This window comes from Marinitenerispora sediminis (genome assembly GCF_003336425.1).
Lineage (GTDB): Bacteria > Actinomycetota > Actinomycetes > Streptosporangiales > Streptosporangiaceae > Marinitenerispora > Marinitenerispora sediminis.
Genome location: NZ_QEIO01000093.1, coordinates 1 through 21,981 on the forward strand (window position 1 = coordinate 1; position 21,981 = coordinate 21,981).

The window sequence follows — 21,981 nt, forward strand, 5'->3', positions numbered from 1 at the left end:
GACGACGTCCCCACCATCCACCGGCTCGTCCGCGAGCTCGCCGAGTACGAGCGGGCGCCCGAGCAGGTGCTCTCCACGCCCGACGACCTCACCGCCGCGCTGTTCGCGCCCGGGGCCGCCGCCTTCGCGCACGTCGCCGAGCACGTCGGCGACGACGGGGAGCCTGAGATCGCCGGCTTCGCGCTGTGGTTCCGCAACTTCTCCACCTGGACCGGGCGGCACGGCGTCTACCTGGAGGACCTCTACGTCCGCCCCGAACTGCGCGGACACGGCTACGGCAGGTCCCTGCTCGCCGAACTCGCCCGGATCTGCGTGGAGCGCGGCTACCAGCGGCTGGAGTGGTCGGTGCTGGACTGGAACACGCCGTCGATCGAGTTCTACCGGGCGCTGGGCGCCCGGCCCATGGACGAGTGGACCACCTTCCGGCTGGACGGGGAGGGCCTGGAGAAGCTCGGCCGGAGCTGACCCCCCGGCGGCCGCGGCGGCACACGAAACGCGGCGCGTGCACCGGGGCCGCGGGGAAACAAGATAGATTGCAGTCAAGCGGCAATCTCGCTTCCCGAAGGAGGGACGTGACCGAAGAAACCGCTGTGCCGACGGCGGATGCCATGGGTGTACGGGACGCGGTGACCGTCCGGATGCCGGCCGACAGTGCCTATCTGTCCGTCCTCCGCACGGCGACGGCAGGCCTGGCGGCCCGGCTCGACTTCACGCTCGACGAGATCGAGGACCTCCGTATCGGCGTGGACGAGGCGTGCGCCATGCTGCTCTCCCAGGCACTCCCGGGCACAGATCTCACCACCGAGTTCGAACTCACCGGCGACGGCATGCGCATCGCCGTCTCGGTACTGACAGCCGACGGCCGCCTCCCGGCCCGTGACACGTTCGCCTGGACCGTCCTGTCGGCCCTGGCCGGCGAGGTCGACGCAGGTGTCGGCCCCGACGACCGCGTAACCATCGTCCTGCACAAACGCCGCGACGTGGTGGAGTCGGCGTGAGCGAGAGGGGGCCCGCTCTGACGGCGAAGACGGAGCACGCGGTGCCCGACCGGGCCCGTGCACGAGAGTTGTTCGAGCGCCTGAGCGAGCTCCCCGCGGACTCGCCGGAGCGGCAGCGCATCCGCGACGAGCTCGTGGAGCTGCACCTGCCCCTCGTGGAGTACCTGGCGCGCCGCTTCCGCAACCGCGGGGAGTGGCTCGACGACCTCACGCAGGTCGCGACCATCGGCCTGATCAAGTCCATCGACCGCTTCGACCTGGAGCGCGGCGTGGAGTTCTCCACCTACGCCACGCCCACGATCGTCGGCGAGATCAAGCGGCACTTCCGCGACAAGGGCTGGGCGGTGCGGGTTCCGCGCCGGCTGCAGGAGCTGAAGCTCTCCCTGACCAAGGCGGTCAGCGACCTCTCGCAGCGCGAAGGCCGCGCGCCGACCGTCCACGAGCTCGCCGAGCACCTCGGGATGACCGAGGAGGAGGTCCTGGAGGGCCTGGAGTCGGCGAACGCCTACTCCACGGTCTCACTGGACGCTCCCGACAGCGGCGACGAGGACGCCCCGGCGGTGGCCGACTCGCTCGGCATCGTGGACGACTCCCTGGAGGGGGTCGAGTACCGCGAGTCGCTGAAGCCCCTGCTGGAGCAGCTGCCGCCGCGGGAGAAGCGCATCCTGCTGCTCCGGTTCTTCGGCAACATGACGCAGTCGCAGATCGCCACCGAGCTCGGGATCTCGCAGATGCACGTCTCGCGGCTGCTGGCCCGCACGCTGGCCCAGCTCCGCCAGGCGCTCACCACCGACGACTGACCGCGTCCGGGACGTCGACGCGTCCCGGTTCGGCGGTCCCCCGCGGCGTCGCGGCTCAGCGGGATCCGCGCCGCGCCGCGTCGTCCGCCGGGAAGAGCACCGCCGTGGTCGGCGGCGCGAGGACCAGCCCCAGTGCGGCCACGGCCACCGCGCCGAGCGCCGCGCCCCACACCTGCTGCCCGCTGGACCACAGCGACGCCGCGACGACGATCGCGAAGATCTGGGTGAGCACCACCGGGGTCCGGGCCCAGCTGTGCAGCGCGTACAGCCCCCACGCCACGTAACCGAGCGCCGCGGCGGCCCCCAGGGCGAACACCGCCAGCGGCAGCGCGAACTCCACGTCCGAGGCGCGGCCCAGCAGGGTGCTGGCGAGCACGAAGACTCCCTCGGCCGCCACGGCGAGGCAGAGCAGCGCCTCAAGGCCGGCGGCGAGGATCAGGGTCAGGGGTCGTCGGGCCACGCTTCACTGTATCGGCCCCGGCCGCTGCCCGGTTCCGGGGGCGGCGTCCGCGGCGGGCGCGGCCCGCCGGGACACGCCCTACACTGGCGGCGTGCGCGCGCTCTTCATCGTGAACCCGCAGGCGACCACGACAAGCCCCCGGTCCCGGGACGTCATCGTCCGCGCGATCGCCAGCGACATCGCGCTGGACGTCGTGCAGACCGAGTACCGCGACCATGCCAAGGAGCTCGCCCGCCAAGCGGCGCGCGAGGGCTACGAGCTGGTCATCAGCCTGGGCGGCGACGGCACCGTCAACGAGGTCGTCAACGGGCTGCTGACCGCTCCGCCGGAGCTGCCCCGCCCGGCCTACGCCGCGCTCCCCGGCGGGAGCGCCAACGTGTTCATCCGCGCGCTCGGCCTGCCGGCCGACCCGATCGAGGCGACCGGCGCGGTCCTGGAGGCGCTGCGCAACGGCGGCTACCGGACGGTCGGCCTGGGCCAGATCGACGGCCCGGAGGACGGCCGCTACTTCACGTTCTGCGCGGGGTTCGGCTGGGACGCCGAGGTGGTGCGCGAGGTCGAGCGGCAGCGGCGGCGCGGGCGGCGGGCGTCGCCGGCGCTCTACATCAGCATCGCGACGCAGATGTTCTTGAAGGGCCGGGAGATCCGCGATCCCTCGCTGGCCATCGAGATCCCCGGCTACGGCTCGGTCACCGACCTCTACTTCGCCGTGGTCACCAACACCACCCCGTGGACCTACGCCGGCTCGGTGCCGGTGCAGCCCACGCCGCGCTCGCGCTTCCAGCTCGGGCTGGACGCGTTCGCGCTGACCCGGCTCAACTCGGTGACGGCGAGCACCGTCCTGCGCAAGATGGTGTCGCACCGGGGGCTGCCGCCGTCAGGCCGCGGGTACCTCACGTGGCACGACCAGCAGGAGTTCGTCCTGCGCGCCCGGCGCCCCCGCGCTTTCCAGATCGACGGGGAATACCTCGGACGCCGGAAACAAGTCAATTTCCGGTCCATTCCGAAGGCGTTACGAATGGTGGGGTGAACGGCGCTTACCACAGGCAGGTAAACGGCTTGTGACGCACACGACACCTGGTCCGACAGGATAGACCAGCCCACCCCTTGCATGCGCCAACCATCCCTGACAGGCTCAAAGTGTCGCCGCACGTTACGGGCAAGTAAACGGACCATTCCGGTGTCAGTGGCCGCGACCATATCGGATCCGCGCCCCGCAAGCCACTTGGAGGTGGCCACGGCCGGCCCGTTACCCGGGCGCGTAAGCGAATCGGGGACCGACGAAGACGTGGCCCCGAAACAGCGTCTGACTTAGTGAATTCATTCACAAGGCGTACGCCCCAGAACGCCTCACCGTGAGGAGTGGACCCGCATGGACTGGCGCCACCACGCTGCCTGCCGTGACGAAGACCCCGAGCTGTTCTTCCCCATCGGGAACTCCGGACCGGCACTGATCCAGATCGAGGAAGCCAAGGAGGTGTGCCGGCGCTGTCCGGTGACCAGCTCCTGTCTGCGGTGGGCCCTGGAGAGCGGCCAGGACGGCGGCGTCTGGGGCGGGATGAGCGAGGACGAGCGCCGCGCCCTGAAGCGCCGCCGCTCCCTGCGCCCGGCCGAGCAGCTGCGGACCGCGGTCTGACCCCGCCGCCCTCCTCACCCGGGGGTGGCCGCCGCCTCACCCGGCCCCGAACCGGGACCCACGGCCCGCCCGCGGCCGGCGGGCCGTGCCGGGGGACCGCCGCTGCCGCCGCGCCCCGCGCCGCCGGTGCGTCCGCACGCGGCTAGAAGGCCGGCTCCTCGTCGCGCTCCACGGGGAGCTCGATCGACACCTTGGTCCCGCCGTCCGCCTGGGGCGTGAACGCGAGCGTGCCGCCCAGCTCTCCGACGACGAGGGTGCGCACGATCTGCAGCCCCAGGCTCGTGGTGCCCTCGATGTCGAAGTCCGAGGGCAGCCCGCCCCCGTCGTCGGTCACCTCGATCCGCAGCCGATTGCCGGCGTCCTCGTCCGCGGAGGGCGGCGGGTCCTCCCGATGCACCACCACCCGGATCGTCCCCGGACCGTGGCGCAGACCGTGCTCGACCGCGTTCTGGACCAGCTCCGCCAGGACCATCGACAGCGGGGTCGCGACCAGGGCGGAGAGCAGGCCGAAGTTGCCCACCCGGCGGGGCAGCACCGGCGCACCGGTCGAGGAGACCTCGGCGGCCATCTCGATCACCCGGTCGGCGATGTCGTCGAAGTCGACGATCTCGTCGGGGGTGTGCGACAGCATCTCGTGCACGATCGCGATGGAGCCGACCCGGCGCACCGCCTCGTCCAGCGCCGCGCGCCCCTCGGGGATCTGCAGGCGGCGTGCCTGGAGCCGGAGCAGCGCCGCCACGGTCTGCAGGTTGTTCTTGACCCTGTGGTGGATCTCGCGGATGGTGGCGTCCTTGGTCATCAGCTCGCGCTCGCGGCGGCGCAGCTCGGTGACGTCGCGGACCATGACCAGCGCGCCGATGCGGGTTCCGTCGATCACCAGCGGGATCGCGCGCAGCTGGATGGTGGAGCCGCGCGCCTCGACCTCGGCCTCCTGCGGCGCGCGGCCGCTGGCCGTCCAGGTCAGCGACTCGTCGCGGGCGTCCCCCACCGCCGAGAGCTCCAGTGTCGTGCGGTCCAGCCGGGCCCCCACCAGGTCGGCGGTCAGGCCGAGCCTGCGGTAGGCCGACTGGGCGTTGGGGCTGGCGTAGACGACCGTCCCCTCCTCGTCCAGCCGGAGCAGGCCGTCGCCGACCCGCGGTGAGCGCACCATGAGCGGGCCCTGGTCGCTGAACGGGAACGCGCCCTCGGCGATCATCTGCGCCAGGTCGCTCGCGCTCTGCAGGTAGGTGAGCTCCAGGCGGCTGGGCGTGCGCGCCGAGCTGAGGTTGGTGCTGCGCTGGATGACACCGATGAGGTGGCCTTCGCGGCGCACCGGGATGGTCTCCTCACGCACCGGGACCCCACCGGACCAGTCGGGGTCGCCCTCGCGGCAGATCCGCCCCTCCGTCCACGCGCGGTCGATCAGCGCGCGCTTGGCGGCCAGCTGGACGCCGAGGCCGCCCGAGGGCGCCGTGGAGTCGGTCACGCCGTCGCGCAGGACCGTCTCGACCACGTCGTCCTGGAAAGCGGTGGGGCCGGTGGTCGGCCGCATCTGCGAGACGGCCACCCAGCCGCCGTCGTCGCGCAGCCGGACCCACAGCACCAGGTCGGCGAAGGAGAGGTCGGCCAGCAGCTGCCAGTCGGAGACCAGGGAGTGCAGCCATTCCAGATCGGCGGTCTTCAGCGCCGTGTACCGCCGGATCAGATCGCTGAGGTGAGGCACTCACAAATCATCCCACGAGTGCGGGCATACTCAAGGGACGCATGAATCCAGGATTGGTCTGGACCATTGGTCGGCCGCCGGCGTGCCCCGGGCGCGGGACGGTCGGCGGCCCCTGCGAGGATGCGGCACATGCCGAACGGGTGGGAAGCGGTGGAGGAAACCGACGTGACGGCTCAGCGAACGCTCGAAGACGGTCCCCGAGTTCCGAAGTACTACCAGGTGAAGAAGCAGTTGCTGGAACTCATCGCGACCATGCCGGCCGGCAACCCCGTGCCGCCGGAGCGGACGCTCGCGACCCGGTTCGGTACGTCGCGCACGACCGTGCGCCAGGCGCTGACCGAGATGGTGGTCGAGGGACGGCTGCTGCGCATCCAGGGCAAGGGCACCTTCGTCGCCAAGCCGAAGGTCGCGCAGGTGCTGCAGCTCACCAGCTACACGCAGGAGATGCGCTCGCACGGGCTGCACCCCGCGACCCGCATCCTGGACGTGAGCTACATCAACGCCGACGAGAGCCTCGCGGAGTTACTCGCGATCCGCTCCGGCGGACGTGTCCTGCGCATCGAGCGGCTGCGGCTCGCCAACGGCGAGCCGATGGCCGTGGAGACCGCCCACCTCGCGGCCCGGCGCTTCCCCGGCCTGCGCCGCCAACTGGACCGCTACGCCTCGCTGTACGAGGCGCTGGCCAGCGCCTACGACGTCCGGCTGGCCGAGGCGGAGGCGACCATCGAGACCGTGCTCGCCACCCCCAACGAGGCCCGGCTGCTCGGGGTCGACGTCGGGCTGCCGCTGGTGCTGCACTGCCAGCACAGCTTCGACGCCGAGGGGCATCCGGTCGAGTGGGTGCGGTCGCTGTACCGCGGCGACCGCTACAAGTTCGTCACCCGGCTGCGTCCGCCCAAGGACTGACCTCCCGGGCGCGACCGCCGCGCGGCGGAGTCGGCCGCCGCCTTGTCGCGGTGTGCCGCGCGTCACTACGCTCGACCTACCCGACGGTAGGTTCTGACGCCGCGGGCGGGCCGGGCGGGTGTCCCGCGCTCCGGCCCGCCGCCGCCCCAAGGAGTGTGACCCCCGTATGAGCACGTCCCCGTTCTCGGGCAGCCTCTCCGGCCACGGAGGTTCGCAGGCCGTGACGGTCGCCCGCCACCACGGCGCGGACACCATGTTCACCCTGTCCGGCGGGCACGTGTTCCCGCTGTACGACGGCGCCGTGCGGCCCGAGCCGCGGATGCGCCTGGTGGACGTCCGGCACGAGCAGACGGCGGTGTTCGCGGCGGAGGGGATCGGCAAGCTCACCCGGCGGGCCGGCTGGGCGGTGCTGACCGCCGGCCCCGGGGTGACCAACGGCGTGAGCGGGATCGCCACCGCCTACTTCAGCGGCTCCCCGCTGGTGGTGCTGGGCGGGCGCGCCCCGGACGGCCGGTGGGGGCAGGGCCTGCTCCAGGAGCTGGACCAGCCGCCGCTGCTCGCCCCGGTGACCAAGCGCGCCTGGACCGTGCACGGGGTGGCCGGCATCGGGGCCGCGGTCGACGAGGCGTTCACGCTCGCCAACAGCGCGCACCGCGGCCCGGTGTTCCTCGACGTGCCGATGGACCACCTGTACGACCAGGCGGAGGTCGAGCTGGCCGGCGCGGCCGAGGAGGTCGGCCGCACGCCCGATCCCGACGCCGTCGCCGCGGTCGCGCGGCTGCTCGGCGAGGCCCGGCACCCGCTGTTCGTGTTCGGGTCCGACGTGTGGCTGGACGGCGCCGAGGAGGCCGCGCTGCGGGTCGCCGAGCACCTCGGCATCCCGGTGGTGGCCAACGGCCAGGGGCGCGGCGTCCTGCCGGCGGGACACCCGCTGCTGGTCTCGCGCGCCCGCGGCGCGGCCTTCGGCCAGGCCGACCTCGTCGTCGTGGTCGGCACGCCGCTGGACTTCCGGATCCGCCACGGGCTGTTCGGCGGCCAGGACGGCGCACCGCTGGCGCGGGTCGTGCACGTCACCGACTCCCCCGGCCAGGTGGCCGGCCACCTCACCCTCGCCGGCTCGGTCTCGGGCGACCTCACGGCCGCACTGACGGCGATCGGCGACGCGGCGAAACCGCGCCCGGAGGTCGCCGAGTGGCGGAGCCGCCTGGCGGAGGCCGCGAAGGCCGCGGCCGCCGCCGACGCCGAGGCACTCGCCAGCACATCGGACCCGATCCATCCCGCGCGGATCTACGGCGAGCTGAACCGGGTCCTCGACGACGACGCGGTGGTGATCGGGGACGGCGGCGACTTCGTCTCCTACGCCGGGAAGTACGTCGAGCCCCGGCGGCCCGGCAACTGGCTGGACCCCGGGCCCTTCGGCTGCCTGGGCACCGGCATGGGCTACTCCGTCGCGGCCCGGCTGGCCCGGCCGTCCGCCCAGGTGGTGACGCTGCTCGGGGACGGCGCCGCGGGTTTCTCGCTCATGGACGTCGACACGCTGGTCCGGCACGACCTGCCCGTGGTCATGGTGTGCGGCAACAACGGCGTCTGGGGGCTGGAGCAGGCCCCCATGCGGCTGGTCTACGGCTACGACGTGGCCGCCGAGCTCAGGCCCGGCACGCGCTACGACGAGGTGGTCCGCGCCCTCGGCGGCGGCGGCGAGCTGGTGACCGACCCCGAGGAGATCGGTCCGGCGCTGCGCCGCGCCTTCGACTCAGGGGTCCCCTACCTGGTCAACATCGTCACCGACCCGGAGAACGTGTACCCGCGGGCGACGATGGGCGTGTAGCGGCGCCCCTCCCGGTGCGGGAGCCTCGGCGGGGCGGCACGGCGGCGGCCGCCGCCCCTCCGGGGCGCACCGGCACCAGGCCGCCGCCAGGCGCTAGTCGACCACCGCGAGCAGGTCCCCCTCCTGCACGACGTCGCCCTCGGCCACGGCCAGGCTCACGACGGTCCCCGGGTCCTCCGCGAGGACCGGGATCTCCATCTTCATGGACTCCAGGATGACCAGTGTGTCGCCCTCGGCGACCTCGGCCCCCTCCGCCACCGCGACCTTCCAGACGCTGGCGACCATCTCCGCCCGGATCTCAGCCATCCCGTGCCCCCTCCTGTGCCGGCTCCGCCATGCTTGGTGACCCGCCTGATCCTAGAGGAGTTCCGGAGAGCAGGCGGACACCCGACCACCGGGGGGCCGGCCGGTTCAGCACCGAGGCCAGCGCCTCGACGACCGCGGGGTCGTACTCGCGGTCGGTGTCCATCCGCAGCCGCTGCAGCACGGCCTCGATCCGGTCGCGGTCCTTGGACTCGCCGACGAGGTCGTCGAAGGCGTTGGCGACCTTGATGATGCGGCTGCCCAGGGGCGGCGGGCCGTCGTCGCCGTCGCCCATGTAGGGCTCGCACTGCCGCCGCACCAGGTCCGCGACGCTGTCGAGCACCCCGGTCTCCCGGATCACCGCGGAGCCCAGCTCGGCGATGCGGCGCTGCTCACGCGGCGGCGCGAGGACGGTGGCCCCGCTCGGGATGGGGTCGCGCAGCGAGAGCTGCCCGATGTCGTGCATCAGCGCCGCGTACTCCAGTTCGAGCAGGTCCGACTCGCGCATGGCGAGTTCGCAGCCCACCGCCTGGGCCAGCCGGCTGACCCGGCGCGAGTGCCCGGTCTCGACGTAGCCGCCGACCTCGGTGACCCGCGACAGCGCCCGCACGGTCTGCAGGTAGGTGAGCCGGATCTCGGCGAAGCGGCGGAAGGCCACCTGGGTGACCAGGAGCGGCGCGGTGAACACCAGCAGCGCGACCAGCCCCATCACGCTGCTCGCCAGCGCGATGAGGATGCCCGAGGCGCCGACGGCCAGCCCGATGGGCAGCAGGGCGCGCACCTCGTCGCGGTAGGCCACCGTGAACCGGGTGCGCAGCCGCTCCGCGCGGATGGCGGCGGCGATCGCGGAGTCGACGAGCCAGACCAGCATGACGAGCGCGCCCATCATGCTCAGCTTGTAGCCCCAGTGCGGCCCCGAGGGCTCCAGCCACAGTGTGGAGGGCCGGAACGCCACCGCGATGATGGCGACGATGAGCAGCCGGCGCGCCAGGTCGCTCCACCGGGGGGTGCGGCCCACCGCGACGTGCGGCAGCTCGCCGACGGCCAGCCCGACGGCGACCACCGCGATCACCTGCGCAGGCGAGTGGTGGACGGGTTCGCCGCCGATGGTGACGAGGAACGTGTAGCCGATGGCCCCCGCGGAGGCGATCGGCGCGACCTCGCGGTTCCCGGGCAGCGTGATGCGGGCCAGCTCGCCCAGTGCCACGAGCACGCCGAAGGCGAGCGCGGCATGCGGCTCCACGAATCCGGTGAGCGAGGTCCAGCACAGCGACCCGGCCGCACCGGCCGACGCCACCGCGATGAGCACCACGCGGGTGGGGTCGAACCGCTGCCGGGACGGTCCGCGCTGCTGCCGGGTCCGGGGCGACGACACACCAGGGGTCATGATCTCTCGGCCTCTTTGGCGACCCGCAGGGGGACGCTGGGATCGTCGTGGTCCTGCTGGGCCACTTCAACCAGGTCGTCGTCAGGCGGCTCGACGGCGTCGGGGGTCTCCCACCCGTCGCGCGCGACCGCGCTGATCAGGGCGTCCACCATCCGCGGGTCGAACTGCGGGCCGGCGCACCGGCGCAATTCCGCGATGGCCTCCTCGATGGAGCGGGCCTTGCGGTAGGAGCGGGTGGACGTCATGCAGTCGAAGGCGTCCGCGACCGAGATAATACGCGCGAATTCCGGGATTTCCTCGCCAGCGAGCCCCATGGGATACCCTCGGCCGTCCATGCGCTCGTGGTGGTGCATGATGCCGGCCAGGGCCTCGTCGAGGAATCCGATCTCCCGCACGATCTCGTATCCGCGCATGGGGTGCAGCTGAATGGCGGCGAACTCCTCTTCGGTCAGTTTGCCGGACTTCTGCAGGACCTTGGTCGGGACTCCCAGCTTGCCGACGTCGTGCAGCATCCCGGCGTAGCGGATGGTCTGCACGCGCTCGGCGTGCATCCCGAGCTCCTGGGCGATCATGCCGGAGGCCTTGGAGACCCGCATGCAGTGCCCGCGCGTGTAGTAGTCCTTGGTCTCGACCGCCTGGCAGAGCGTGGCGAGCGTGGCGTCGTGGGCGCGCTGCTCGGCGATGTACTGGTCGAACGCCCACCGCGCGATGAACAGCGGCAGCAGCACCAGCAGCACGGCGAACGCGCCGACCAGCCCCCACACGGCCGCGATGAACAGGCCGAGCATGCCGTAGCCCATCGAGGACAGCTCCAGCACCGCGAGCGGGCGCCAGCGCACCGTGCGCACCTGCTGGATCCGGACGACTCCCAGGCACCACATGAGGGTCGTCACCAGGAGCACGTTGACGACGGTGTGCACGAGGATCGACGCGGTGAAGGGCAGCACGATCCACGGGAAGTCGGACCGGTCGGGTACGCCCTGCTCGCCGCCCAGCAACTGGAAGGCGTGGCCGGCCGCGTACCCGGTCAGCGCCAGTTGGCCGCCGTTGAACAGCCGCTTGACGAGTCCCTGCCGCCGGAGCAGCAGTGACGAGCACAGACCCACGACGGCGGCGCCGACCGGGCCGGTGATGACCACGGCCGCCAGCGATACCGACAGGCTCGGCGAGATCCCGGTACGCCCTCCGTCGACCAGCCTCGCGATCGACTCCGCGACCACGAAGACGACCGCGAGCAGGATGAGGGTCTCCGGGGCGATGCCCTCGTAGGGCCCTATGACCAGGACGGCGGCGGCCCCCAGGACGACGAGGCACACGTACACCCGCGCGACTGCCGGAAGCGCACGCAACTCTCCTTGCCCTCCGTCCCTGTGCCGACCGCTCGCCCCAGCCTCATGGTCCTCCTCCTACCACCACTGCCACGTGCCGTAGGTGGTCATGAAGAGCGCGGCGGCGATCGCGAAGAACGCCAGCTTTCCGAACAGTGGACCCACCGCTTTCCCCTCTCCCCGCGCCGTTTCCGTCTCTCCCCCGGGAACGGCGCGATATTGCCCGATACAGCGGATATAGCGGCCAGTTTAACGTCAGTTCACAGGTATCTCATTGCCTCACCGCGAACCGTGAGCCAACCGTGAGAATGAATCGTTACACGAGTTCCAAAGAGCGGAAATACGAATCCAATTCGTACTTATAACGGTAACTCTCCGCAGCAAAATTTATGCTGCCGGACGCCCTCTTTCCGCCGCTCTCCGCGGCGCTCCGGCGGCTTCCGCCAGGACAGCCGCGGCAGCCGCGGTCACCGTACGTAGTCATCCGTCACCCGCCGGGGTCCGGTCGGCTCATCGTGGACTTCCACCTCATCGGTCTCGGCCCGGAGGGCGCCGCACGCGTACCGGTGCCCCGCGAGCGTGGCTCCGAGGGTACCGCTACGCGGCGGAGCCGCAAGGACCACCCCGGCTCCGCGCGCCGGGCACCGGGGTCAGGTCTCGACACCCGCCTCGCGCACCTGGAGGTCCGCGCGCGCGGCGGCCAGCCGGCTCAGCACCTTGCCGCGCAGGTCCTCGGGGACCGGGTCGCATCCGCAGTGCCGGGCCACCAGCTTCTTCACGGCGCCTTCGAGGCCGTACTCCTGCAGGCACTCGCGGCACTCGTCGAGGTGCACGCGGATGTCCGCGCAGTTGGCCTCTTCGAGCTCGCCGTCGATGTAGGCGTAGAGCTTCCCCAGCACCTCGCTGCACGGGGTAGCGTGCGGTTCGCCGCAGCTCATCGCTGGTCCCTCCGACTCGCGCCGCCATTGGCCGCACCCATGGCCACGGACTCCGCCGCCTCCCGCGAGAGGAATCCGCGCTCGACCGCGTACTCCTCCAGCAGGGAGCGCAGCTGGCGTCTGCCGCGGTGCAGCCGCGACATCACGGTGCCGATGGGGGTGTCCATGATCTCGGCGACTTCCTTGTAGGCGAAGCCCTCGACATCGGCGAGGTAGACCGCGATCCGGAAGTCCTCGGGAAGTTCCTGCAGCGCCCGTTTGACGTCGGAGTCCGGGAGGTGCTCCAGCGCCTCGGCCTCGGCGGACTTCAGGCCGCTGGACGAGTGCGAGGCGGCCTGCGCGAGCTGCCAGTCCTCGACGTCCTCGGTCCCGGCCTGCCGGGGCTCGCGCTGCTTCTTGCGGTAGGAGTTGATGAAGGTGTTCGTGAGGATGCGGTAGAGCCACGCCTTGAGGTTCGTCCCCTCCTTGAACTGGTGGAACGAACCGAACGCCTTCGCGAAGGTCTCCTGGACGAGGTCCTCGGCGTCGGACGGGTTGCGCGTCATGCGCAGCGCGGCCGAGTAGAGCTGGTCCAGGAACGGCAGCACATCCCGTTCGAACCGAGCTCCACGCTCGTCGAGTGTCTCCTGGCCCTGATTCAAGCCCGCCGGCCTCCTTGTGCTGGTCTCCCCTCGGGCAACCGTAGCCACACCATACGATGCGGGGGACCCGGCACGCACGTTCAAGGCCCGCACCCCGGCTCCGGGGCGCTCCCTCACCAGGACGTCTGTTGAAGCCGGCATCGACCTGCCTTTACTCTCGTCCTCCGGTTCGGCGGGCGGGCGGCCGCGGCGAGCCGGGGCGCCCGCGGCCTCCCGGTCCAGCGGTGCTGTCGGTCCCAACAACCGCCGCTTCCCCCTGATTCCGGCCACGATGAGATCGGAACCGCACTGATCTTTCGTTTTCTCCTGAATCGGAGAGGTGCAGCATGGAAGAGTAGGGGTAAACCCTCATCAAAGGCATGGGGAGAGGAGCGTGCGTGCGACCGTCCTCCAGTTTCGCGGCACACGCGTCGGCACCCCGACCAGCAGCTGATCCGCCGCCACCCCGGTCACCCGCGGCCCACTTCGCCACGACCGACTCGCTGACGGCGTACTGGCGCTTCTACTGGGCGGTGGCCGGTGTCCAACTCGCCAGGTGGCTGCCGCGCGAACCCGGCTGCATCCTGGACCTGTCCGGCCCCGACTTCCGCGGCGCCCCGCGCGCCGCGGCCGCCGGCCACGACGTGGTCACGCTGCTGCCGTCCGTCGACCTGGCGCCGCGGTGGGACGCGGTGCCGCCCGCCTCCCCCAACGGCTCCGGCCGCAACCGGCGCCCGGGGCGGCTGCGCTCGGTCGTCGCCGACGCCACCTTCCTGACCGGCTTCGCCAGCGAGGTCTTCGACGGGGTCATCGCCGACAACCGGGTGCTCTCCCAGCGCCTGGTCACCGAGGCGTCCCTGGCCGAGATCCACCGCGTGCTGCGGCCGGGCGGGCGCACCCTGCTGTGCGTCGACTCGGTGGTGCTCGGCATGGCGCTGCTGGCCGAGCAGGACCGCTGGCCGGAGCTGAGCTTCGCGCCCAACGCCGACGTCCTGCTGGTGCCCTGGCCCGACGGCAGCATCACCCGGTGCTTCACCGGCGAGCAGCTCGGCGAGCTCCTCGTCGACGTCGGCCTGGAGCTCGAATGGGTCAAGCCGCGTACCGTGCTGTCGGCGTCGACCGTCGACACGGTGCTGGGCAGCGATCCCGGCGCGCTGAACCGCCTCGTGGAGATGGAGCTGAAAGCGGCGGAGTCCGACGACTACGTCGGCGTCCACCTGCTCGCGAGCGCGCGCAAACCCGTCTAGGGCGTCTCCGGAAAGGACTTCCGGGGCGGCGGTCCCGGAGCGCCTTCCCCGACGCGCCCTGGGCGCGGGGCCCGCGGCCGGCCGCCGCGGGCTAGTCGTCGGCGAGCGGCAGGTACACCCGGTTCCCGCCGTCGGCGAACTCCGCCGACTTCTCCCGCATGCCGTGCTCGATCGCGGCCGTGGTGGACAGCCCGCGGCGTTCGGCGAACGCGCGGACGTCCTGCGAGATCCGCATCGAGCAGAACTTGGGACCGCACATCGAGCAGAAGTGCGCGGTCTTGGCCGGTTCGGCCGGCAGCGTCTCGTCGTGGTACGCCTGCGCGGTCTCGGGGTCCAGGGCGAGGTGGAACTGGTCCCGCCACCGGAACTCGAAGCGCGCCTGGGAGAGCGCGTCGTCCCACTCCTGCGCGCGCGGGTGCCCCTTGGCGAGGTCGGCGGCGTGCGCGGCCAGTTTGTAGGTGATCACCCCGGTCTTCACGTCGTCGCGGTCCGGCAGGCCCAGGTGCTCCTTGGGGGTCACGTAGCACAGCATCGCGGTCCCGTGCCAGGCGATCTGGGCGGCGCCGATGGCCGAGGTGATGTGGTCGTAGCCGGGGGCGATGTCGGTGGCCAGCGGCCCGAGGGTGTAGAACGGCGCCTCACCGCACAGCTCCTCCTCCAGCCGGACGTTCTCGGCGATCTTGTGCAGCGGGACATGGCCCGGACCCTCCACCATCACCTGCACGTCGTGCGCGCGGGCGAGGTGGGTCAGCTCGCCGAGGGTGCGGAGTTCGGCGAACTGGGCCTCGTCGTTGGCGTCGGCGATCGATCCGGGCCGCAGGCCGTCGCCGAGGGAGAAGGTCACATCGTAGCCGCGCAGGATCTCGCACAGCTCCTCGAAGTGCGTGTAGAGGAAGTTCTCCCGGTGGTGCGCCAGGCACCAGGCCGCCATGATGGAGCCGCCGCGGGAGACGATGCCGGTGACCCGGCGCGCGGTCAGCGGCACGTAGCGCAGCAGGACGCCGGCGTGCACGGTCATGTAGTCCACGCCCTGCTCGGCCTGCTCGACCACGGTGTCGCGGTAGACCTCCCAGGACAGCCTGGCGGGGTCGCCCTTGACCTTCTCCAGTGCCTGGTAGAGCGGCACGGTGCCCACGGGCACCGGCGAGTTGCGCAGGATCCACTCCCGCGTCTCGTGGATGCGCTGGCCGGTGGACAGGTCCATGACGGTGTCGGCGCCCCAGCGGGTCGCCCACACCATCTTCTCCACCTCCTCCTCGATGGAGGAGCTGACGGCGGAGTTGCCGATGTTGGCGTTCACCTTCACCAGGAACCGCTTGCCGATGGCCATCGGCTCGGACTCCGGGTGCCGCCGGTTGGCGGGGATCACCGCGCGGCCGAGCGCGACCTCGGCGCGGACGGCCTCCGGATCCATCCCCTCGCGGTCGGCCACGAACCGCATCTCGGGGGTGATGAGGCCGGCCTTGGCCCAGGCCAGCTGGGTGGCGGCGCCGCCGACCGGTTCGCGCCGTGCCGCCCACGCCTCACGCGTGCGGGGCAGGCCGGCGCGCGGATCGATGGCGGCGGTGGAGTCGGTGTACGGGCCGGAGGTGTCGTACAGGTCGATGTGGGTGCCGTTGGCGAGTCCGACCCGGCGCCGCGGGATCCGCAGCACGCACCCCGTCGCGGGGTCGTGGATCTCGTGGTGGACCTTCTCCGAACCCGCGATGGGGCCGGTGGTCACGGTGGGTCGGACGCTGTGATCGTCGAGCGCCGTCAAGGCACGCCTCCCTACGCCGGAATTACCCGAACAGGTTCTGCGGTCGGCGGCACCGGCCCCTCGGGGGTCCAGCCGCCCTCTCAGCCCGCCATGGCGCGAGCTCCCGCGGTGTTCACTTGTCCGTGCCGCGCGGTGGCGCGGCACGGTCCGTCCCGACGATACGTTCCGCCCGGGCGCGGCGCCAGCCCCCCGCAGGCGCCGCGCCAGGCCGACGGGCGCGGCGCCGGGGAACCGCCCGGAGGGGCCTCAGAACAGCGTCTCGGGCTCGGCGGGCTCGATGTCGGCGGGGACCGGGTCCAGCAGCCGCGGGCCGTTGTTGCGGATGCTGTTGACCTCGGTCCCGACCTCGTAGACCTCGAAGTCGGCGACCGGCGTGCTCTCCATGAGCAGTCGCAGCCGGCCCGGGTCGGCGGCCGGGTCCAGCCAGTCGTCCCACGTGTCGCGGGGCAGCACGACCGGCATCCGCTCATGGATGTGGCTCAGTTCGGGAGCGGCCTCCGTGGTGATCACCGCGCAGCTCCACAGCCACGCGCCGGGGTCGTCGTCGGGCCGTTCCGGGTCGCGCCAGCGCTCGAACAGCCCGGCGAGCGCCAGCGGCCGGCCGTCGGCGTAGCGCACCGCGTAGGGGCGTTTGCGGGCCCGGGCCTTGCGCGCCTTGTGGCCGGCGTCGGTGGCCGGCGAGGTGCCGGGCTCGGTGGTGCCCGGGGCGCGGTCGGGCAGCAGCTGCCACTCGTAGTAGGCGTCGGCCGGCAGCAGGCACCGCCGCCGGGCGAACGCCGCCCGGAAGGCGGGCTTCTCGGCGACGGTCTCACCGCGCGCGTTGATCATCCGGTAGCCGACGTTGGGGTCCTTGGCCCAGGACGGCACCAGCCCCCAGCGCAGCGTGCGCAGGTACTGCGGGCCGGCGGCGCGGCGCCCGGCGTCCGCGCCGCCGGGCGGTGGCCCGAGCACCGCGTAGACCGGCTTGCCCGGCGAGACGTTGTAGTCGGCCGCCAGTTCCTCCAGGGGCGGCCACGAGCGGGCGTCCGCGGCGGGCTCCCCCGCCCGCCCGGCCGCCGGGAAATCGAACGCGAGCTGGAGCTCGTGCTGGTTGCGTGCCTGCGCGTACCGACCACACATGGCACCAGCCTACGAGCACCCGGTGACGCGGGCCGCGCGTCGTCCGGCCGGGCCCCGGGACTCGACGGCGGCGCCAAACGCCGGCAGACTCGCAGGGATGTTCGCCGCCGCCCCGGGTATACGCGACACCATGGGAGTGCTACGCAATCAGGCTCGGCGCATGCTCGCCGCCCCGTTCGTCCTCGAAGGGCTGGAGGCACTGCGCAACCCCGCGTCCCGCGCCGACGGGCTCGCACCCACGGTGCGCCGGCTGGCTAAACGCAACGCCTGGCTGCCGGACGATCCGGAGCTGGCGGCCCGGGCGCTGGGCGCCGCGAGCGTGGCCGGCGGCGCGCTGCTGGCCACTGGCCGGGCGCCCCGCGCGGCCTGCCTCGTGCTGGCGGCGCAGGCGGTCCCGACCCTGGTCGCGCGCGTCCGCGACGCCCGGGACGGCGATCCGGAGGCACGCGGCGCGCTGCGCCGCACGGCCGTCCGGGACCTCAGCCTGCTCGGCGCGCTGGTCCTGGCGGCCACGGAGCCGCGCCGCCGGCCGTCCGCGCCGCGCCGCCGCGCGGAGGCGGCGGCGCGGCTGACCGCTGCCCGGCTGGGCGCCGCGGCGTCCGCCCCGCGGTGGCCCGGGCGGCTCCGGGCCCGGACGCGCGCCTGACGTGTCGACACGACACCGGCCAGGGGCGGCTGCCGCTCCGTGCGGCCGGGGTCAGGGCGCGGCCGCCGCGCCGGCGGTCCGGATCACCGGTTCGTGGTGAACCGGGAAGTTCACCGAACGGGCGATGAAGCAGAGTTCGGACGCCCGCCGGTGCAGCCGTCGGGCGGTGTCCGCGCTCTCGGGGTCGGCGACGGTGACGACCGGGTGCAGCGTCACCTCGGTGAACTCCCCGGACCCGTCGGCGTGGGTGACCATCGTGCCGGTCGCGGTGTCGGTGTAGTCGACGACGTTCACCTTCGCGGCGACGGCGACCGCCAGGTAGGAGAGCATGTGGCACTGGCTGAGTGCCGCCATCAGCAGCTCCTCCGGGTTCCAGCGGTCCGCGTCGCCGCGGAAGGCGACGGCGGCCGATCCGGGCAGGGGCGGCTTCCCGTCGGCCTCGACGTCGTGGGAGCGCTCGTAGGAGCGGTAGCCGGTGGTGCCCGCGCCGGTGTTCCCGGTCCAGCGCACGCGGACCTCGAAGTGGTGGTGCTTCTCCGCCACGGCGGCCTCCGTCGGTGTGGGATCTGTGGACGCGCCCTCAGACTGCCGGACCGCCGTGTCCGGCCGTCCACCCGGCCCCGCCGATCGCGCGGGGCCCTGACCTGCCTCCCCTACCCCTGCGGCCGCGACGCCAAGCGGCACGCCGGGGGCCCGGTCCGCGGCGGCCGGAGCCCGCGCGACACGCCGACGGCTAACCTTGGGTTATGCCCAACTCCGCACCGCACTGGCCCGCGCCCACGGCGGCCCGGCCCGTCGACGCCACGGTCGGCCTGCCCGGTTCCAAGTCCATGACCAACCGCGCGTACGTCCTGGCGGCGCTCTCCGAGACCCCCGCGCTCGTCCGGCGTCCGCTGCGCAGCCGCGACACCGACCTCATGGCCGGAGCCCTCCGCGCGCTGGGCACCGGCATCGCCCCGCACGGCGAGGAGGACGTGCTGGTGACACCGGCGGCACCGCAGGGGCCGGCGACCGTGGACGTCGGCAACGCGGGCACGGTCATGCGGTTCCTGCCGCCGCTGGCCGCTCTCGCCCAGGGCGACGTGCGGTTCGACGGCGATCCGCGCGCCCGAGAGCGGCCGGTCGGTCCGCTGATCGCGGCGCTGCGCGCCCTGGGGGCGGATATCGACGACGGCGGCCGCGGGGCGCTCCCGCTGGTCATCCGCGGGCGCGGCGCGCTGCGCGGCGGGCCGGTGACGCTGGACGCGTCGGGTTCGTCGCAGTTCGTCTCGGCCCTGCTGCTCAGCGGCGCCCGGTTCACCGAGGGCGTCGAGGTCCGGCACGAGGGTCCGCCGGTCCCCTCCCAGCCGCACCTGGACATGACGGTGCGGATGCTGCGGGCCGCGGGCGTGCAGGTGGACAGCGGCACCCCCGACGTGTGGCGGGTCGCGCCCGGGCCGGTCAAGGCGGGGGAGATCGCGGTGGAGCCCGACCTCTCCAACGCCGCACCGTTCCTGGCCGCCGCGCTGGTCACCGGGGGCCGGATCACCGTCCGCGACTGGCCGCGGGCCACCACCCAGCCGGGCGATGCGCTGCGCGGCCTGTTCACCGAGATGGGCGGGCAGGTGGCGCTGGACGACGCCGGGCTGACGCTGCGGGGCACCGGCCGCGTGCGCGGCATCACCGCCGACCTCCGCGACGTCGGCGAGCTCACCCCGACGATCGCGGCCGTGGCCGCGCTCGCGGAGACGCCGTCCCGGCTCACCGGCATCGCGCACCTGCGCCGGCACGAGACCGACCGCATCGCCGCGCTGGTCCGGGAGGTCAACGCGCTCGGCGGGGACGCCGAGGAGCTGCCGGACGGGCTGCTGATCCGGCCCCGCCCGCTGCACGGCGGCGTGTTCCGCAGCTACGACGACCACCGGATGGCCACGTCCGGCGCCGTCATCGGACTCGCGGTGCCCGGAGTGGAGGTGGAGGACATCGCCACCACGGGTAAGACACTGCCGGACTTCCCCGAGCTGTGGGCGGGGATCACCGCGTGAGCGGCCGGCGCTACCTGGACGAGGACGACGTCCGGATCCGGGCCCGCGGCGGTTCCCGGCCGCGCACCCGCAACCGCCCCAAGCACGAGGACGCCAAGCAGGGGTTCGTGACCGCCGTCGACCGGGGCCGCTACACGTGCCTGGTCGACGACCGGGCGGTCGTGGCGATGAAGGCCCGCGAGCTGGGGCGCGGCAGCATCGTCGTCGGCGACCGGGTGGCGCTGGTGGGCGACCTCTCCGGCCGTCCCGACACGCTGGCCCGGGTGGTCCGCGTCGAGGAGCGCCGATCGGTGCTGCGGCGCACCGCCGACGACACCGATCCGGTGGAGCGGGTGATCGTCGCCAACGCCGACCAGCTGGTGATCGTCGCGGCGCTCGCCGATCCCGAGCCGCAGCCCCGGTTCATCGACCGCTGCCTGGTCGCCGCCTACGACGCGGGCCTGGAGCCGCTGCTTTGCCTCACCAAGTCCGACCTCGCGGCCCCCGACGAGCTGCTGGCGACCTACGCCACCCTCGGCCCGCCGTACGTGGTCACCCGCCGCGACGGCGACCTCTCCGAGCTGCGCGGGCACCTGCTGGGTCGGCTGAGCGTGCTGGTCGGGTCGTCGGGGGTGGGCAAGTCCACGCTGGTCAACCTGCTGGTCCCGGAGGCGGAGCGGGCCGTCGGGCATGTCAACCCGGTGACCGGGCGCGGGCGGCACACCTCCACCTCGGCGGTGGCGCTGCCGATCGAGGGCGGATGGATCATCGACACCCCCGGCCTGCGCAGCTTCGGGCTGGCGCACATCCGGCCGGACGACGTCGTCGCCGGCTTCGCGGACCTGGCCGAGGCCGTCGCCGAGTGCCCGCCGGACTGCCCGCACGCCGAGGGCACCCCGGGGTGCGCGCTCGACGCCTGGCTGGCCGAGGGCCGCCTGGACCCGGCGCGGGTGGCGTCGATGCGGCGGCTGCTGAGCAGCCGGGAAGCGGTGGACTGAGGCGCGGCCCCGGGAACGGGCGCGGTCAGCAGACGCTGTCGGTCGGCTTGGGGTTGCCCAGCCCGAACAGGGTGCGGGCCCGCAGCCCCAGCCAGGTGCCGGCCAGCGCCACCGCGCCCCACACCCAGCCGTGCAGGCTGCCCGAGGCGATCCCGGCGAGGTAGGCGCCGATGTTGCACCCGCCGGCCAGCCGGGCGCCGATCCCCATGAGCACGCCGCCCAGTACGGCGGCGGCCGCGACGTTCCACCGGATCCCGGTGTGCAGCTTCCACGCCCCGGCCGCGGCGGCGGCGACGGCGGCGCCGAGCATGATCCCGATGTCGGTGAGGCTGTTCTTGTCGGCGAGCACCGGCCCGGCCAGCTGGGCGGCCTGGTCGGGCTGCCGCCAGAACGCCCACTCCTCTGGGTGCAGCCCGACGAGCTGGAGGAACTTCGCGCCCCACAGGTTGAACGCGCTGGTGATCCCCCACGCGCCGCCGGAGACGAGGAGTACGGCCGCGCCGAGGACGGCGAGCACCACGGCCCCGGCGAGCAGCGGCCACGAGCCGCGCACGATCCGCAGGGCGCCGGTGGCGCTCGGGACCGCGCCGACGGGCGGCGGGGTGCGGCGGTTCTGCACCAGCCGGGTGACCAGCACGACGGCGCCCAGCGCGGCGATCGTCACCAGCCAGGAGCCGAACCAGCCGACATGGTCGGCGAGCACGAACGGCGGCAGGGCCGGCAGGTCGGCGACGAGCTCCCACTGCCAGCTGTAGAGCACCGAGCCCGCGATGAACCCGAACAGCGTGAGCAGGATCGTGCTCTGGCCGGAGCCGACCGCGAACAGCGTGCCGGAGGCGCACGCGCCGCCCAGCTGCATGCCGACGCCGAACAGCAGCGCCCCGAGGAGCAGCGCGGTCCCGAGCGGCCCGGCGGACGGCGCCGGTGTGCTGCCGAACAGCCCGGTCCCGGTGCCGATGATCAGCGCGAACAGCGTCGCCGTGGTGCCGAGCAGCAGCGCGTGCGCGCGCAGCCCGGTGCCGTTGCCGACCGCGACGAGCTGCCGCCACGCCGAGGTGAACCCGAACCGCGAGTGGAACAGCGCGACGCCGAGCCCGCCGCCGAGCAGCAGCAGGACGGCGGGGCGGGCGCCGTGCACCGAACCGACGTAGCCGGCCAGCGCGGCGAGGCCGGTCAGCGCCGCGCCGAGCGGGAGCCAGCGGACCGGGTCGGGCCGGGGCGCGGCGGGCGGCGGCGCGGACAGGGCGTTGACGGTCAGCAGCCGGGTCAGCCGGCCGCCGGAGGGCTGGGGACCGGCCGGGGC

Annotated in this window: 22 protein-coding genes; 11 read left to right on the forward strand and 11 right to left on the reverse strand. The window is 73.2% G+C overall.

The window, feature by feature from the left end; all coding sequences use genetic code 11:
- The 3 genes from DEF28_RS17630 to DEF28_RS17640 all read left to right on the forward strand — a co-directional run.
- Positions 1–465: GNAT family N-acetyltransferase (locus DEF28_RS17630; RefSeq protein ID WP_147281068.1), on the forward strand; the 465-nt coding region annotated here is incomplete at its 5' end.
- Between the two features lie 107 nt (positions 466–572).
- A complete protein-coding gene (locus DEF28_RS17635; protein WP_114397672.1) occupies positions 573–998 on the forward strand; it encodes an ATP-binding protein in 426 nt (141 codons plus the stop codon).
- A gap of 41 nt (positions 999–1,039) precedes the next feature.
- On the forward strand, positions 1,040–1,798 hold the full coding sequence (locus tag DEF28_RS17640) for an RNA polymerase sigma factor SigF (protein WP_181874279.1): 759 nt from the start codon (positions 1,040–1,042) through the stop codon (positions 1,796–1,798).
- 55 nt (positions 1,799–1,853) lie between these two features.
- Here DEF28_RS17640 and DEF28_RS17645 read toward each other — a convergent pair whose 3' ends face one another.
- Complete coding sequence (locus tag DEF28_RS17645; protein ID WP_114397670.1) at positions 1,854–2,258, reverse strand: hypothetical protein; 405 nt, start codon at positions 2,256–2,258, stop codon at positions 1,854–1,856.
- A 91-nt stretch (positions 2,259–2,349) separates the two neighbouring features.
- Between DEF28_RS17645 and DEF28_RS17650 the strand changes: the two genes are divergently transcribed.
- The gene (locus DEF28_RS17650) at positions 2,350–3,288 is read left to right on the forward strand and encodes a diacylglycerol/lipid kinase family protein (protein WP_114397669.1); all 939 of its coding nucleotides are present in this window, start codon (positions 2,350–2,352) and stop codon (positions 3,286–3,288) included.
- A gap of 342 nt (positions 3,289–3,630) precedes the next feature.
- The gene (locus DEF28_RS17655; protein ID WP_114397668.1) at positions 3,631–3,894 is read left to right on the forward strand and encodes a WhiB family transcriptional regulator; all 264 of its coding nucleotides are present in this window, start codon (positions 3,631–3,633) and stop codon (positions 3,892–3,894) included.
- Positions 3,895–4,036: 142 nt separating this feature from the next.
- Here the strand turns inward: DEF28_RS17655 and DEF28_RS17660 are convergent, their stop codons facing one another.
- Positions 4,037–5,596, reverse strand: coding sequence for a sensor histidine kinase (locus tag DEF28_RS17660; protein WP_114397667.1), 1,560 nt, complete (start codon positions 5,594–5,596; stop codon positions 4,037–4,039).
- 165 nt (positions 5,597–5,761) lie between these two features.
- Here DEF28_RS17660 and DEF28_RS17665 point away from each other — a divergent pair, with 165 nt between their 5' ends.
- Complete coding sequence (locus DEF28_RS17665) at positions 5,762–6,502, forward strand: GntR family transcriptional regulator (RefSeq protein ID WP_114397690.1); 741 nt, start codon at positions 5,762–5,764, stop codon at positions 6,500–6,502.
- A gap of 166 nt (positions 6,503–6,668) precedes the next feature.
- Positions 6,669–8,330 carry an acetolactate synthase gene (locus DEF28_RS17670; protein ID WP_114399858.1) on the forward strand — a complete coding sequence of 554 codons (1,662 nt, stop codon included), beginning with the start codon at positions 6,669–6,671 and terminating at the stop codon, positions 8,328–8,330.
- A 93-nt stretch (positions 8,331–8,423) separates the two neighbouring features.
- Here the strand turns inward: DEF28_RS17670 and DEF28_RS17675 are convergent, their stop codons facing one another.
- The 5 genes from DEF28_RS17675 to DEF28_RS17695 form a co-directional block, all read right to left on the reverse strand.
- Positions 8,424–8,636, reverse strand: a complete 213-nt coding sequence (locus tag DEF28_RS17675) for a biotin/lipoyl-binding carrier protein (RefSeq protein WP_114399857.1) — start codon at positions 8,634–8,636, stop codon at positions 8,424–8,426.
- Complete coding sequence (locus tag DEF28_RS17680) at positions 8,629–10,020, reverse strand: HD-GYP domain-containing protein (protein WP_114399856.1); 1,392 nt, start codon at positions 10,018–10,020, stop codon at positions 8,629–8,631. Before DEF28_RS17680 ends, DEF28_RS17675 begins: the two co-directional genes overlap by 8 nt.
- Positions 10,017–11,342, reverse strand: coding sequence for an HD-GYP domain-containing protein (locus DEF28_RS17685; RefSeq protein WP_114399855.1), 1,326 nt, complete (start codon positions 11,340–11,342; stop codon positions 10,017–10,019). The genes DEF28_RS17680 and DEF28_RS17685 overlap by 4 nt, the downstream gene beginning before the upstream one ends.
- Before the next feature lie 656 nt (positions 11,343–11,998).
- A complete protein-coding gene (rsrA, locus tag DEF28_RS17690) occupies positions 11,999–12,286 on the reverse strand; it encodes a mycothiol system anti-sigma-R factor (protein WP_114399854.1) in 288 nt (95 codons plus the stop codon).
- Positions 12,283–12,927, reverse strand: a complete 645-nt coding sequence (locus DEF28_RS17695) for a sigma-70 family RNA polymerase sigma factor (protein WP_114399853.1) — start codon at positions 12,925–12,927, stop codon at positions 12,283–12,285. The genes rsrA and DEF28_RS17695 overlap by 4 nt, the downstream gene beginning before the upstream one ends.
- 359 nt (positions 12,928–13,286) lie before the next feature.
- Here DEF28_RS17695 and DEF28_RS17700 point away from each other — a divergent pair, with 359 nt between their 5' ends.
- Positions 13,287–14,153 carry a methyltransferase domain-containing protein gene (locus DEF28_RS17700; RefSeq protein WP_114399852.1) on the forward strand — a complete coding sequence of 289 codons (867 nt, stop codon included), beginning with the start codon at positions 13,287–13,289 and terminating at the stop codon, positions 14,151–14,153.
- 91 nt (positions 14,154–14,244) lie between these two features.
- Here DEF28_RS17700 and thiC read toward each other — a convergent pair whose 3' ends face one another.
- Together thiC and DEF28_RS17710 are read right to left on the reverse strand one after the other, a co-directional pair.
- Complete coding sequence (thiC, locus tag DEF28_RS17705) at positions 14,245–15,912, reverse strand: phosphomethylpyrimidine synthase ThiC (protein ID WP_114399851.1); 1,668 nt, start codon at positions 15,910–15,912, stop codon at positions 14,245–14,247.
- Positions 15,913–16,158: 246 nt separating this feature from the next.
- On the reverse strand, positions 16,159–17,031 hold the full coding sequence (locus DEF28_RS17710) for an SOS response-associated peptidase (RefSeq protein WP_114399850.1): 873 nt from the start codon (positions 17,029–17,031) through the stop codon (positions 16,159–16,161).
- A 160-nt stretch (positions 17,032–17,191) separates the two neighbouring features.
- Here DEF28_RS17710 and DEF28_RS17715 point away from each other — a divergent pair, with 160 nt between their 5' ends.
- Positions 17,192–17,677 carry a DoxX family membrane protein gene (locus DEF28_RS17715; RefSeq protein ID WP_158562868.1) on the forward strand — a complete coding sequence of 162 codons (486 nt, stop codon included), beginning with the start codon at positions 17,192–17,194 and terminating at the stop codon, positions 17,675–17,677.
- A 51-nt stretch (positions 17,678–17,728) separates the two neighbouring features.
- Here DEF28_RS17715 and DEF28_RS17720 read toward each other — a convergent pair whose 3' ends face one another.
- Positions 17,729–18,220 carry an OsmC family protein gene (locus DEF28_RS17720; RefSeq protein ID WP_114399848.1) on the reverse strand — a complete coding sequence of 164 codons (492 nt, stop codon included), beginning with the start codon at positions 18,218–18,220 and terminating at the stop codon, positions 17,729–17,731.
- A 203-nt stretch (positions 18,221–18,423) separates the two neighbouring features.
- Here DEF28_RS17720 and aroA point away from each other — a divergent pair, with 203 nt between their 5' ends.
- Both aroA and rsgA read left to right on the forward strand, forming a co-directional pair.
- Complete coding sequence (gene aroA / locus DEF28_RS17725; protein ID WP_114433213.1) at positions 18,424–19,701, forward strand: 3-phosphoshikimate 1-carboxyvinyltransferase; 1,278 nt, start codon at positions 18,424–18,426, stop codon at positions 19,699–19,701.
- Complete coding sequence (gene rsgA, locus DEF28_RS17730) at positions 19,698–20,678, forward strand: ribosome small subunit-dependent GTPase A (protein ID WP_114399847.1); 981 nt, start codon at positions 19,698–19,700, stop codon at positions 20,676–20,678. The genes aroA and rsgA overlap by 4 nt, the downstream gene beginning before the upstream one ends.
- Before the next feature lie 25 nt (positions 20,679–20,703).
- Here rsgA and DEF28_RS17735 read toward each other — a convergent pair whose 3' ends face one another.
- The gene (locus DEF28_RS17735; RefSeq protein WP_114399859.1) at positions 20,704–21,948 is read right to left on the reverse strand and encodes a YeeE/YedE family protein; all 1,245 of its coding nucleotides are present in this window, start codon (positions 21,946–21,948) and stop codon (positions 20,704–20,706) included.
- Positions 21,949–21,981: the final 33 nt, after the last annotated feature.

Bases quoted from the DNA above. Each gene is read 5' to 3' on its own strand.
- DEF28_RS17715 (WP_158562868.1), top strand. From the start codon at position 17,192: ATGCTCGCCGCCCCGTTCGTCCTCGAAGGGCTGGAGGCACTGCGCAAC.
- aroA (WP_114433213.1), top strand. From the start codon at position 18,424: ATGCCCAACTCCGCACCGCACTGGCCCGCGCCCACGGCGGCCCGGCCC.
- DEF28_RS17655 (WP_114397668.1), top strand. From the start codon at position 3,631: ATGGACTGGCGCCACCACGCTGCCTGCCGTGACGAAGACCCCGAGCTG.
- DEF28_RS17710 (WP_114399850.1), bottom strand. From the start codon at position 17,031: ATGTGTGGTCGGTACGCGCAGGCACGCAACCAGCACGAGCTCCAGCTC.
- rsrA (WP_114399854.1), bottom strand. From the start codon at position 12,286: ATGAGCTGCGGCGAACCGCACGCTACCCCGTGCAGCGAGGTGCTGGGG.
- DEF28_RS17675 (WP_114399857.1), bottom strand. From the start codon at position 8,636: ATGGCTGAGATCCGGGCGGAGATGGTCGCCAGCGTCTGGAAGGTCGCG.
- DEF28_RS17700 (WP_114399852.1), top strand. From the start codon at position 13,287: ATGGGGAGAGGAGCGTGCGTGCGACCGTCCTCCAGTTTCGCGGCACAC.
- DEF28_RS17680 (WP_114399856.1), bottom strand. From the start codon at position 10,020: ATGACCCCTGGTGTGTCGTCGCCCCGGACCCGGCAGCAGCGCGGACCG.
- DEF28_RS17670 (WP_114399858.1), top strand. From the start codon at position 6,669: ATGAGCACGTCCCCGTTCTCGGGCAGCCTCTCCGGCCACGGAGGTTCG.